Source organism: Gordonia sp. VNK1, from assembly GCF_040049135.1.
Classification (GTDB): Bacteria; Actinomycetota; Actinomycetes; order Mycobacteriales; family Mycobacteriaceae; genus Gordonia; species Gordonia oleivorans.
Map to the genome: position 1 here is coordinate 24,704 of NZ_JBDZDJ010000028.1, position 11,823 is coordinate 36,526.

An 11,823-nucleotide genomic window follows, 5' to 3' on the forward strand; every position below is an offset into this window, starting at 1 on the left:
CTACCCAACCGAGACCCGACAGCCGCCTGCTACGACTGCCACCACACCGGCTTGTTCGAGAGACCGGCAAAGCCGCCGTAGCGGAACGCGACCCCCGTCGGTTCGACGCCCTCGTGGCCCGGCTTGCCGATGAAACCGATGCACGCATCCGGATAGGTTTTCCCGACCTCGAGCCGGCCGAGATCCGAGGACGCCTCATCGTCGATCGCGACATCGCACACATTGTTCGACACCACCGCCGAATTGGCGAGACCGCCGTCGTCACCTACCGGGTACAGATGCGGAACAATGACGACCCCGTCGCCGGGCCCGTCGTCACCGGACCCCAAGAAAGTCACGTCGTAGACGAAACAGACAATCTTGGTGGCCTGGCGGGCGACATCGTCACCGGAGCTCACCAAGGACGGGTCCACCACCTTCGGACGGCGCGTGACGATTGCCCAGTACGTGGTGGGTCCGGTCTTGTTGAACAGTTCTGATGCGACCTGCTTTGTGGCGACGTGAGCCGTCTCGCCCAACGTGAGCGTTGCTCCCGGTGGCGTGAGCGCAAAACCCGCGGGTGGCCGCGGCAACGACACATCAGAGACATCTTCGATGCCATCATCGAAGAGCCCGCATCCGGCGACGGCGAGAACTGCCATGATCACAGCTGTCGCGTACCAGCGGGAATGCGTTCTCAGCACGCCCCGCATCCTAACAATGCCGACAGGCGCAGAATGACGTCGTGCCTGTGACAGACCTGGCCCCGGATACCGGCCGTAACAGCCTGGACGTCGACGTTGTCATCATCGGTGGCGGCCAGGCCGGGTTGTCCGCCGCGTACTTCCTGGAACGCTTCGGTCTGTCGGGGCGATATGTGGTCCTCGACCACGCACCCGGCCCCGGCGGAGCGTGGCAGTTCCGGTGGCCGACGTTGACCCTGGCCGGCGCCAATCACGTCCACGACCTGCCCGGATACGGTCTGACCGAGGCGCTCGGCGTCGACTGCGACGAGTACCCGGCGGCGACTGCGGTACCGGAGTACTTCGGCCGCTACGAGGAGAAGTTTGACCTTCGGGTTCGGCGTCCCGTCCACGTCCAAAGCGTCGGGCGCGACGACGATGGCTTCGTGTCCACGCTGGGCGACGGGCGCGCGGTTCATTCGCGGACGCTGATCAATGCCACCGGCACCTGGGATCGGCCGTTCATCCCGTTCATCCCGGGGATCGCCGACTTCGCGGGGCGGCAACTGCACACCCACGACTACACCGGACCGGACGAGTTCGCCGGGAAACGCGTACTCGTCGTCGGCGCCGGGATCTCCGCCATCCAGCTACTCATCGAGATCGCCCGCAATGCCCCTGGCGCACAGACCTTCTGGTGTTCGCGCACCGAACCACGGTTTCGTCCGGGACCGTTCACCGCCGACGAGGGACGGGAGGCCGTCGCCCGCGTCGAACGCCGGGTGCGCGCCGGGCTGCCACCCACCTCGGTGGTGTCGGTGACCGGGTTGTCGTCGACCCCGGCGATTGAGGCGGCCCGAGCCGACGGCATCCTGGCGTGGCGTCCGATGTTCACCCGGATCACCGAGACGGGGGTGTGCTGGGACTGCGGCTCGGCCACCACTGCCTCACCCACCAAGCCGGCCGGTGAGCATCTCGACGTCGACGTCATCTTCTGGAACACCGGATTCCGCAGCGCCCTGGACCACCTCGCACCCCTGCATCTGCGTGCGCCCGGTGGCGGCATCACCATGACCGGACGGCTGGCCACCACGGTGGCCGCCGATCCTCGTATCCAGTTGCTCGGATACGGACCGTCGGCGTCGACGATCGGCGCCAATCGGGCCGGCCGCGAGGCCGCGCGCAACGTCGTCGAGATTCTCGGACGCGGCTGACTCGGCAACGATCCGGAATACAGGGTTGACATTCTGTTGGGTTTTCCCAACACTTGGTTCTATGAGTCCGGTTCGACGGGGTGACAAGCTCCCGATCTTCAACCGCATCGGCGTGCTCCGCGCCGAGCGGCGGATGTCGCGGGCTCAGCTGGCCGAACTGGTCGACATCAACGTCCAGACGGTCGGCGCACTCGAACGCGGCGACCACTACCCCAGCCTCGACCTGGCGTTTCGCATCTGCGACGTCTTCGATCTCCCGGTCGAGGCCGTGTTCAGCCGCACCGAGTTCGGCGCGATGTCGGCCGAACTCTACGCACGGCGGTCGACCGACCCGATCCGCTGAACACGAGCTACCACCGACCCCGGAGGTGCACGATGTACGACCCGAATTCGGCGATTCCCGAAACGGCGAAACCCGCGGTGTGGCGGCGCTACGACGCGTGGCGCGGCCGGCGGCACCGTCGCTTCGCCGCCCGCACCGCCCACCAACTGCCCCGCTGGCGTAACCGGAAGAGCTATCGCCGGGTCGTCGCGGCCCAGGCGGCGGCGGTGGTCGTGATGATCGTCGGATCCGTCATCGCGTTCTTCAGCTCGGACTGGTTCCTCATCCCGTTCTTCATCGGCGCGGCGACGACCCTGGCATGTCAGCGCATCCTGCGCATCATCACCGGGTCGATCGGCGACGCCCCGATCACCGCACTCGACGAGATCCAGCTGGCCCAACGCAATTCGGCCCGCTCGATCGCCTTCATCGTCCTGTTCAGCCTGATGTTCATCCCCTACTTCGTCCTCATCGGCCTGTCCAATCTCGACAACGTCGACCCGCAGGCGATCTATGGCGTTGCGATACTGCTGATCTCGCTGATGCTGGCCGCCGCGGTCCTGCCGTCGATGCTGACCGCCTGGTGGATGGCCGACCCCGATCCCGAGGACTACGCCGAACCACCCACCGCCGAACCACCCACACCGAATTCGTCCACGCACGGTTCGTCCACCATCAACCAGGAGGGAGGGCTGCGATGACCGACTCATTGATCATCGATGGCCTACACAAACGCTACGGCGACGTGATCGCGTTGCGCGACATGACCTTCACCGTCCGGCCCGGCGAGATCTTCGGATTCGTCGGCAGCAACGGTGCGGGAAAATCCACCACGATGCGCATCATCCTCGGTGTGCTCGCCGCCGATTCCGGAACCGTCACACTCGGTGATCGTCCGATCGACCTGGCGACCCGGCGCCGCATCGGCTACATGCCCGAGGAACGCGGCCTGTACCCGAAGATGAAGGTCGGCGAGCAGCTCCGATTCCTCGCCCGGCTGCACGGATTGACCGCGGCCGACGCCGCGGACTCGGCCCGACGTTGGACCGAACGTCTCGGTGTGGCCGCACGATTCGACGACAACGTGTCCGACCTGTCGCTCGGCAATCAGCAGCGCGTACAGCTCGCCGCCGCGCTCATCGCCGATCCGGCGGTCCTGGTTCTCGACGAACCGTTCTCCGGTCTCGACCCGGTGGCCGTCGACGTGATGAGTGACGTCCTGAAAGAGAAAGCAGCCGAGGGCATCCCGGTGATCTTCTCCTCCCATCAGCTCGACCTGGTGCAACGCCTGTGTGATCGGGTCGGCATCGTGGCGAGCGGCGAGATGCGTGCCCTGGGCACCGTCGACGATCTGCGCGCACGGGGCGGGATGACCCTCGAGGTCGCCGGACCCGGTATCGACACGCCCTGGGCGGACGGGATTCCGGGGGTGCTCGAGGCGGCCTACGGACAGACCACGCTGCTGCGCGTCGATCCCGCGACGATCGACGACCAGGCCGTCCTGGCCGCCGCGTTGCGCACCGGACCGGTGCACCGATTCGCCACGTCCACACCATCATTGACCGACATGTTCCGAGAGGTGGTATCGGCATGAACACCCCCACACCCACGCGTCCCACGCCCACGTCCGCAGACGCCGGCGCCGGTGCCGGTGCCGGCGCCATGACGTCGGTCTGGCTGATCGCCCAGCGCGAGATCTCCACCCGCGCCCGCACGAAGTCCTTCGTGCTGAGCACGGTGGCCCTGATGCTCGTGATCGTCGTCGGGCTGATCGTCTGGAAGGCGTTCAGCGGCGGCGGCGAGGACAGCGAACGCATCGGCATGGTGGGCGCGGATCGCTCACTGTCGGTGACCGTCACCGAGATCGGCGAGGCCGTCGGCACCCCGATGTCGGTGGTGACACTCGATTCCGATGCGCAGGCCCGTGATCAGGTGGCGGCCGGGGACGTCGACGCCGCCGTCGTCGTCGGCCCGTACAACTCCTACACGCTGATCAGCAAAACCGGTCTGTCCGAAGACCTCTCGAGCGTGCTCCGGTCCTCGATCGAGCAGGCCACCCTCGCCGACGGGCTGGCGCAGCGCGGCGTCGACGCCGCGGATCTGCCACGCGCGGTGATCCAGACCGTCGACACCGAACCCCAGACACCCGACACCGCGCAACGCATCGTCGTGGCACTGGTCGGTTCGATGCTGCTCATCATGGCGATCATGTTGGGCGGCAACATGATCGCGGTCGGCGTCGTCGAGGAGAAGACCTCCCGCATCGTCGAGTTGCTGCTCGCGACCGTCAAACCGCTGCACCTCATGTGGGGCAAGATCCTGGGCATCGGGATCGTCGCACTCGGTCAGGTGGTCATCCTCGGGGCCACCGCGCTCATCGCCGGGATCGCCACCGGCATGCTGACCATCGCCGGAACCGCGATCGGGATGTTCGCGGCGACACTGATCTGGTTCGTCCTCGGATTCATGTTCTTCGCCACGCTGTACGCCGCGGCCGGTGCGCTGGTGTCGCGGCAGGAGGAACTCGGCTCCACCATCATGCCGCTCACGGTGCTGTCGCTGGCGGTGATGTACGCGGGGATCTTCGGCATCCAGGCGCTCGACTCCACCTTCATCAGTGTGCTCACCTGGATTCCGCCCTTCTCCGCGGTGCTGATCCCGATCCGGATCGCCACCGGCGACACCGACACCGTCCAGATCATCGTGTCGTTGCTGCTGATGGTGGCCGCGTGCGCGATCGCCACCTGGGGTGCGGCGCGCATCTATCAACGATCCATCCTGCGCACCGGCAGCCGGGTCACGTGGTCGGAGATGCTGTCGATGACCCGGTGACGGCCGCGTCGGCACCCGCGGCGGCGGGTGCCGACGGCCCGTGGGGAACGAAATCCCTGCCCCGGATCAGGATGAGCGCACACACCCCACCGACGACGGCGACGGCCCCGCTGACGAGGAACAGCAGGTCGAGGCCACTGGCATATGCGGCGTGAACACCGCCCGCGGGGTTGTCGTGCAGGGACGAGGCGATCCGGGTACTGAAGATCGATCCGTAGACCGCGATACCGACGGCGATCCCGATCTGCCGGAAGGTCGTGTTGATACCGGAGGCCATGCCGGACTGGTGCACTCCCACCACGCCGACCGCCGTCGCGGCCAGCGGCGGATTCACCAGACCGCTGCCGATGCCGGCGACGATCAAGCCGGGGATCAGATGCGTCCACGAGGAGTCGGCGTCGAGGCCGGCCATCACGAACAGTCCCACCCCGACGATCAGCAATCCCGGACCGATCAGCCAGCGCACCGGCACGGCGTCGGAGGCACGACCGGCGATGGTGGCCACGACCATCGTGCACCCCGACATCACCAGCAGACGGAGGCCGGTCTGGAAAGCGGAGTAGCCCAACGAATTCTGCAGATACAGCACGATGTAGAGCAGCATCGCGAACAGCGACCCGTTCATCGTGAAGGCCGCGATGAGTCCCCCGGTGAAGGTGGGGGTCCGCACCAGCGAGAGATCGAACATAGGTTGGGCCACCCGCATCTCGACGACGACGAACGCCACCAGCAGGAGCGCGGCCACGATGAAGCAGCCGACGACGAGGCCATCGGTCCACGACCGCTGCCCGGCCTCGGTGAGGCCGTAGATCAGGGCGACGAGCCCGGCGGTGAAGGTGAGCACGCCCGCCCGGTCGATGCGACGCGCATGCGGCGAACGTGACTCGTCGACCATGCGCAGGGTGATCAGCAGCGCGATGATCCCGATCGGCAGGTTCACCAGAAAGATGGCCCGCCAGGTGAGTCCGGTGGTGAGGACACCGCCGAGGATCGGACCGAGCGCGGTCGACACCCCGGTGACCGCCCCCCACGCGCCGAACGCGACGCCGCGCTCCCGACCGTGGAAGGTCGCCGCGAGCAGGGCGAGCGAGGTGGAGAACAGCATCGCACCGCCGATCCCCTGCAGGGCCCGGGAGACGATCAGCATCGTCGGGTCCTGCGCCACGCCGCACAGCAGCGAACCCATCGTGAAGATCACCAGCCCGATCGAGAAGATCCGGCGTCGGCCGAACTTGTCGGAGATCGACCCGGACGTGAGCAGCAGCGATGCGAGGGCCAGCGCATAGGCGTCGGTGACCCACTGCAATTGACTGAAGCTCGCACCGAGGGCGCGTTGGATGTCGGGAAGCGCGACGACGACGATGGTCACGTCGAGCAGCAACATGAATGTCGCGGCGCAGACGACGACCAGCGTCCACCATTTTCTCTGCATGAAATGCACCTTTCGCGTCGATTGCCCGTTCCTGACGTCAAAAGCCATGCGGGCCTGCTGGATTCAGTGTCCTGCAGGAGTTCGCCCGCGGTCACGGCGAGAGGTTCGCGATGTAGATTGTTGATCATGAGCTCTCGCGTGGCGCTGAATTCCTCCACCCTGGACGACCTCGACGCGAAGATCGCTCGTTCGCTGCAGATCTCTCCGCGTGTCTCGTTCCGCGAACTCGGGGAGATCCTCGGGGTGGCCGAGCAGACGGTGGCGCGACGATATCGGCGGATGCGCCGCGACGGGTTGCTGCGCGTCACACTGAATGCCTCACTGGGCGGACATGCCGGTCCGATGTGGCTGGTCCGCGTGCGATGCCGCCCCGAGGGTGCCGACACCATCGCGCACGCCGTCGCCGAACGGGACGACGTGTCCTGGGTATCGATCTACGGCGCCGGCTGGGAGGTCGCGTTCAACCTGCGGACCGACCCCGACGCGCACGCCCACGAACTGCTGACCCGGACACTGCCCAAGACCGCGCCGGTGCTCGACGTGATGTCGGCGGAGATCCTGCACACCTTCATCGGTGGCGCGGGTGAGCATCAGGACACGTGGAGCGACGTCCTCACCGCGGAGCAGAGCGAGGCCTTGCTGACGACGTCGATCCGATCCGATGGTTCGGCCGCGTCACCGCGGATACCGGATCGCACCGATCGCGTCCTGATCGACGAACTCAGCCGCGACGGCCGGACGCCGTATTCCTCGTTGGCCCGGACGATCGGCAGCACCCACGGAAAGGTGACCCGCCGCGTCGAGCACCTCATCGCGACGGGCGTCGCCTACTTCCACGTGGATCTGGCGACGGCGGCCATCGGGCTACGCAGTACCGCGCTGTGGCTGACCGTGGCGCCCCGCGATCTGGCCGCCGTCGGCAAGGCCCTGGGCAACGATCCCCGCATCCCCTTCGCGGCGGCGGTCACCGGACGCGCCAACCTGACCGCCAACATCATCGGATCGGATGCCGACGATCTCTATTCCTTTGTCACCGAGACACTTTCGGACATCGACGGCATCACCGGATATGAACTGGTACCGCTGCTGCGCAGGGTGAAGCACGCCGGGGCGCTGGTCAGCGGAGACCGCCTCGCGCCGCCGGCGGCATCGGTGAAACGTCACCGTTGACAGCGCTCAGATCTCGCCGTATCGGCGCAGCGCCTCCTCGCGTTCGGCCTTGTGGTCGACGATCGGGTCGGGGTAGTCGTCGGTGCCGAACTCGGGCACCCAGGCCGCGACGTAGCGGCCGTCGGGATCGAACTTCTTGGCCTGCGCCTCCGGGTTGAACACCCGGAAGTACGGGGCCGCATCGGTTCCCGTGCCCGCGGCCCACTGCCAGCCATGCTGATTCGACGCCATGTCACCGTCGAGGAGCTGATCGAGGAACCATCGCGCGCCCCACCACCACGGCAGGTGCAGGTCTTTCACCAGAAACGACGCGGTGACCATCCGGACCCGGTTGTGCATGAAGCCGGTCTGCGCCAGCTGACGCATCCCCGCGTCGACGATCGGGAAGCCGGTCTCGCCCTTCGTCCACGCCTCGAATCGACGCTCCGCATCCGCGTCGGTGTCCAGGTCGATGTCGTCGAACTGCCGATTCCAGTTGTGCCACGCCGAATCCGGCCATCCGAACAGCACATCGGCGTAGAAGTCACGAAAAGCCAACTCGCGCAGGTACGCCCGGGCGCCGGTACTGCGGCCGTCCAGGTCGGCCGCCAGGGTCCGGGGATGGATGTTGCCGAACTTGAGGTAGGCCGACATCCGGCTCGTCACGTCGAGGTCGGGTCGGTCGCGGTCGGAGTCGTAACCCGCCAGGTCGTCGTCGACGAAGTCCTGCCACCGTTCTCGCGCCGCATCCTCTCCGGCGGGGAGATCGATCTCGGTGGGCGGCTTGGGGATTCGGATTCGTCCGGACTTGGTGATGTCGGCGGGATCGATGAGCCGGGAGTGCTGCACCGACGTGGCGGCGGGCTTGCGCCACCCGTGATCGCGCCACTGCTTGAAGAACGGGGTGAAGACCTTGTAGGCAGACCCGTCGGACTTGGTGACCCGGCCCGGTGACACCAGGTACGGGGAGCCGAGGGGTTCGAACGAGACGCCGTCGCCGATGCCACCGAGGGCCGTCTCGACGGAGCGGTCGCGGCGCCGCCCGAACGGCGAAAAGTCCTCGCTCACATGTACAGACGAGGCACCGATCGCGTCGGCCAGCCGGGGGATCTGCTCGTCGGACCGTCCACGCACCACCAACAGCCGGCCGTCGAGTTTGTCATCGATCTCGCGGAGCGAGTCGTAGAGGAACGCCAATCGCCGTTGCCCGGACGAGCTTTCCAGCCGCGGATCGAGGACGAAACAGACGAGAACCCGCTCGGCACCGTCGAAGGCGGCGCCGAGCGGGGGAAGGTCGTTCAGACGGAGATCTCGTCGAAGCCACAGAATCGCCGACGTGGCCGTCTCCGACCCGCCGCGATTCCGCGTGTGCGTCGCGATCTATCCCACGCCCAGCAGGTCGATGACGAACACCAGGGTGCGCCCCGACAACCGGTGGCCCGCCCCGGCCGGTCCGTAGGCGAGGTTCGGGGGCACCGTCAGGCGACGACGACCGCCGACCGCCATCCCCGGAATCCCTTCCTGCCAGCCCGGAATGAGCCGTTCGAGCGGGAATCGCGCCGACTGCCCACGATCCCACGACGAGTCGAACTCCTCACCGGACTCGAAATCGACACCCACGTAGTGCACGTCGACGACGTCGCCGCGCCCCGCCTGCGCACCGTCTCCGACGATCAGATCGACGACCTCGAGTTCGGCCGGGGCCTCACCCTCGGGGAATTCGACTTCGGGCTTCTCGGCACTGGTCACGGGACTCTCCTTTGAGTCGTCGGTCTGGTGGGTGTCGGTCAGAGAGATCGTTACGCGATCGGAGATCGTTCAGCGATCGGAGAGGCCGACGTAATCGCGTTCGGTGTAGCCGGTGTAGAGCTGACGCGGACGGCCGATCTTGCCGCTCGGGTCGGAGTTCATCTCACGCCAGTGCGCGATCCAGCCCGGCAGACGGCCGAGCGCGAACAGCACGGTGAACATGCGCGTCGGGAAGCCCATCGCCCGGTAGATGACGCCGGTGTAGAAGTCGACGTTCGGGTACAGCTTGCGCTCGATGAAGTAGTCGTCGGACAGCGCCACCTCTTCGAGGCCCTTGGCGATGTCGAGCAGATCGTCGTGCACACCGAGATCGGTGAGGATCTGGTCGGCGGTCTTCTTCACGATCGCCGCGCGCGGATCGTAGTTCTTGTAGACGCGGTGTCCGAAGCCCATCAGCTTCACGCCGGCTTCCTTGTTCTTGACCTTGGTCATGAACTCCTTGGTGTCGCCGCCGGAGTTCTTGATGTCCTCGAGCATCTCGAGCACCGCCTGGTTGGCGCCACCGTGCAGCGGACCCCACAGCGCGTTGATGCCACCGGAGATCGAGGTGAACAGGTTGGCCTGCGACGATCCGACGAGACGCACCGTCGAGGTGGAGCAGTTCTGCTCGTGATCGGCATGCAGGATGAACAGCATGTCGAGGGCCTTGGTGACCTCGGGATTGACCTCGTAGGGCTCGGCCGGGAAGCCGAAGGTCATCCGGAGGAAGTTCTCGACGAGACTCAGCGAGTTGTCCGGGTACAGGAACGGCTGACCGGCCGACTTCTTGTAGGCGTAGGCCGCGATCGTCGGCAGCTTGGCCAGCAGGCGGATCGTCGACAGTTCGACCTGCTCGGGGTCCTTCGGATCCAGCGAATCCTGGTAGTAGGCGCTCAATGCGTTGACGGCGCTGGAGAGCACCGGCATCGGGTGTGCGTTCCGCGGGAAGCCGTCGAAGAACCGCTTGAGATCCTCGTGCAGCAGGGTGTGCCGCTGGATCTTGGTGGTGAACTCCTCGAGCTGCGACGGGGTCGGCAGCTCACCGTAGATGAGCAGGTAGCTCACCTCGATGAAGGTGGACTTCTCGGCCAGCTGATCGATCGGGATGCCGCGGTAGCGCAGGATGCCCGCATCGCCGTCGATGTAGGTGATGGCCGACTTCGTCGACGCGGTGTTGACGAAACCACCGTCGAAGGTGGTCAGACCGGTCTCGGAGAGGAACTTGCCCAATGCCACCGAGTCACTGCCCTCGGTGGCTTTCAGGATCGGGAGCTCAAGTTGCCCACCGGGATAGGTGAATGTTGCCGAGTCCGATTCGCTTTGCTTATCGGCCGGGACTGTTTCAGCGGACACTCGTGGACCCCTTCGCTCAGATGCGAGATCTCTAGAACTCGTCCATTTCAGGACTCTCGGTAACCTAACCTAGTCGCTTCGCAGCTCGCTCGCCCACGGAGGGTCTGCCCCCGGCCTCGACACCGTGATTCCCGCCACCTCCACGGCGAACCGCGCGACGTCCTCCCACTGCTGCGGCGAGAGTTCGGCGACCGCCGTCGGCGCCAACGCACCCCACCGGTCGAGTTGATGCAATACCGCACCCATGATGCTGTCACCTGCACCGATGGTGTCGACGACGGTCACCGCCCGGGCCGGGACGCGCGACTGCCCGGCGGCGGTGACGACGTCGATGCCCGCCGAACCCGCCGTCACGAAGACCACGCTCACCCCCGCGCGAAACCAATCCTGCGGACCGGTGCCGTGCGGACCCTGCGCCAGCCACCGCGCATCCTCGTCGGAGAGTTTGAGGATGTCGACGGCCTCCACCCACGACGCGAACCGACGCCGATAGGCGTCCGGATCGTCGATGACCGCGGCACGGATGTTCGGATCGAGCACGACGAGACGACCCTCGCCGCGGCTGCGTCGCATCACCTGCTCGTAGACGGACGCACCGGGCTCGAGGACCAGCGAGAGGGTGCCGAAGCAGACCGCCGACACCGTCGGCGCGAACGGGCCGGGGTCGGCGACGAGGCGGTCGGCGGTGCCGTCGACGTAGAAGGAGTAGTGCGCCGCCCCGTCGGTGCCGATCGTCGCCAGCGCGAGCGACGTCGGCTCGGCGCGACGCTGCACGAGGGTGGTGCCGACACCGCTGCGTCCCAACGCCGAGACGATCGCCTCGCCGTAGTCGTCGGTGGACACCGCCGAGCAGAACGACACCGCGCTCCCGAGGCGGCCGAGCGTGACGGCGACGTTGAACGGGCCGCCGCCGAGCGCGGGTTGCAGCGCGGGCAGCCTACCACTCGGTGCCGGGGCGCCGGTGGCGACCACATCGACGAGCGCCTCGCCGCAGACGACGATCTCTCTCATCCAGCCACTCCCGCGTTCACCTCGCCCGCCATCCCGTTCACTGCAGACCCAGTGTGCCAT

Annotated in this window: 12 protein-coding genes; 6 read left to right on the plus strand and 6 right to left on the minus strand. The window is 66.7% G+C overall.

Annotated elements, in window-relative coordinates; translation table 11 throughout:
• Nucleotides 1-29 precede the first annotated feature (29 nt).
• Nucleotides 30-641 (minus strand): hypothetical protein, encoded by a 612-nt coding sequence (locus ABLE94_RS23740; RefSeq protein ID WP_348803142.1) that lies wholly within the window; start codon nucleotides 639-641, stop codon nucleotides 30-32.
• 83 nt (nucleotides 642-724) lie between these two features.
• On the opposite strand from ABLE94_RS23740, the gene ABLE94_RS23745 reads away from it, so the two are divergent.
• From ABLE94_RS23745 to ABLE94_RS23765, 5 genes are all read left to right on the plus strand, one after another.
• Nucleotides 725-1,876: an NAD(P)-binding domain-containing protein gene (locus ABLE94_RS23745; RefSeq protein ID WP_348803143.1), complete on the plus strand. Its 1,152-nt coding sequence runs from the start codon at nucleotides 725-727 to the stop codon at nucleotides 1,874-1,876.
• A gap of 61 nt (nucleotides 1,877-1,937) precedes the next feature.
• The gene (locus ABLE94_RS23750; protein ID WP_348803144.1) at nucleotides 1,938-2,219 is read left to right on the plus strand and encodes a helix-turn-helix transcriptional regulator; all 282 of its coding nucleotides are present in this window, start codon (nucleotides 1,938-1,940) and stop codon (nucleotides 2,217-2,219) included.
• A gap of 32 nt (nucleotides 2,220-2,251) precedes the next feature.
• Entirely contained in the window at nucleotides 2,252-2,899 is a 648-nt protein-coding gene (locus ABLE94_RS23755; protein WP_348803145.1) for a hypothetical protein, read from the plus strand.
• Nucleotides 2,896-3,792, plus strand: a complete 897-nt coding sequence (locus ABLE94_RS23760) for an ABC transporter ATP-binding protein (protein ID WP_348803147.1) — start codon at nucleotides 2,896-2,898, stop codon at nucleotides 3,790-3,792. The genes ABLE94_RS23755 and ABLE94_RS23760 overlap by 4 nt, the downstream gene beginning before the upstream one ends.
• A complete protein-coding gene (locus ABLE94_RS23765; RefSeq protein WP_348803148.1) occupies nucleotides 3,789-5,030 on the plus strand; it encodes an ABC transporter permease in 1,242 nt (413 codons plus the stop codon). The genes ABLE94_RS23760 and ABLE94_RS23765 overlap by 4 nt, the downstream gene beginning before the upstream one ends.
• Here ABLE94_RS23765 and ABLE94_RS23770 read toward each other — a convergent pair.
• Nucleotides 4,996-6,462: an MFS transporter gene (locus ABLE94_RS23770; RefSeq protein ID WP_348803149.1), complete on the minus strand. Its 1,467-nt coding sequence runs from the start codon at nucleotides 6,460-6,462 to the stop codon at nucleotides 4,996-4,998. The genes ABLE94_RS23765 and ABLE94_RS23770 overlap by 35 nt on opposite strands.
• A 126-nt stretch (nucleotides 6,463-6,588) precedes the next feature.
• Between ABLE94_RS23770 and ABLE94_RS23775 the strand changes: the two genes are divergently transcribed.
• The gene (locus ABLE94_RS23775) at nucleotides 6,589-7,632 is read left to right on the plus strand and encodes an Lrp/AsnC family transcriptional regulator (protein ID WP_348803150.1); all 1,044 of its coding nucleotides are present in this window, start codon (nucleotides 6,589-6,591) and stop codon (nucleotides 7,630-7,632) included.
• A 6-nt stretch (nucleotides 7,633-7,638) separates the two neighbouring features.
• Here the strand turns inward: ABLE94_RS23775 and ABLE94_RS23780 are convergent, their stop codons facing one another.
• From ABLE94_RS23780 to ABLE94_RS23795, 4 genes are all read right to left on the minus strand, one after another.
• Nucleotides 7,639-8,937: a cryptochrome/photolyase family protein gene (locus ABLE94_RS23780; RefSeq protein WP_348803223.1), complete on the minus strand. Its 1,299-nt coding sequence runs from the start codon at nucleotides 8,935-8,937 to the stop codon at nucleotides 7,639-7,641.
• A 54-nt stretch (nucleotides 8,938-8,991) separates the two neighbouring features.
• Complete coding sequence (locus ABLE94_RS23785; protein ID WP_348803151.1) at nucleotides 8,992-9,360, minus strand: FKBP-type peptidyl-prolyl cis-trans isomerase; 369 nt, start codon at nucleotides 9,358-9,360, stop codon at nucleotides 8,992-8,994.
• A gap of 69 nt (nucleotides 9,361-9,429) precedes the next feature.
• Nucleotides 9,430-10,752 (minus strand): citrate synthase, encoded by a 1,323-nt coding sequence (locus ABLE94_RS23790; protein WP_348803153.1) that lies wholly within the window; start codon nucleotides 10,750-10,752, stop codon nucleotides 9,430-9,432.
• A 69-nt stretch (nucleotides 10,753-10,821) separates the two neighbouring features.
• Complete coding sequence (locus ABLE94_RS23795) at nucleotides 10,822-11,763, minus strand: carbohydrate kinase family protein (protein WP_348803154.1); 942 nt, start codon at nucleotides 11,761-11,763, stop codon at nucleotides 10,822-10,824.
• Nucleotides 11,764-11,823: the final 60 nt, after the last annotated feature.

What these genes read in the sequence shown, in the direction of transcription:
- ABLE94_RS23795 (WP_348803154.1), bottom strand. Translation starts at nt 11,763, where the DNA reads ATGAGAGAGATCGTCGTCTGCGGCGAGGCGCTCGTCGATGTGGTCGCC.
- ABLE94_RS23770 (WP_348803149.1), bottom strand. Translation starts at nt 6,462, where the DNA reads ATGCAGAGAAAATGGTGGACGCTGGTCGTCGTCTGCGCCGCGACATTC.
- ABLE94_RS23775 (WP_348803150.1), top strand. Translation starts at nt 6,589, where the DNA reads ATGAGCTCTCGCGTGGCGCTGAATTCCTCCACCCTGGACGACCTCGAC.
- ABLE94_RS23755 (WP_348803145.1), top strand. Translation starts at nt 2,252, where the DNA reads ATGTACGACCCGAATTCGGCGATTCCCGAAACGGCGAAACCCGCGGTG.
- ABLE94_RS23765 (WP_348803148.1), top strand. Translation starts at nt 3,789, where the DNA reads ATGAACACCCCCACACCCACGCGTCCCACGCCCACGTCCGCAGACGCC.
- ABLE94_RS23760 (WP_348803147.1), top strand. Translation starts at nt 2,896, where the DNA reads ATGACCGACTCATTGATCATCGATGGCCTACACAAACGCTACGGCGAC.
- ABLE94_RS23750 (WP_348803144.1), top strand. Translation starts at nt 1,938, where the DNA reads ATGAGTCCGGTTCGACGGGGTGACAAGCTCCCGATCTTCAACCGCATC.
- ABLE94_RS23740 (WP_348803142.1), bottom strand. Translation starts at nt 641, where the DNA reads ATGGCAGTTCTCGCCGTCGCCGGATGCGGGCTCTTCGATGATGGCATC.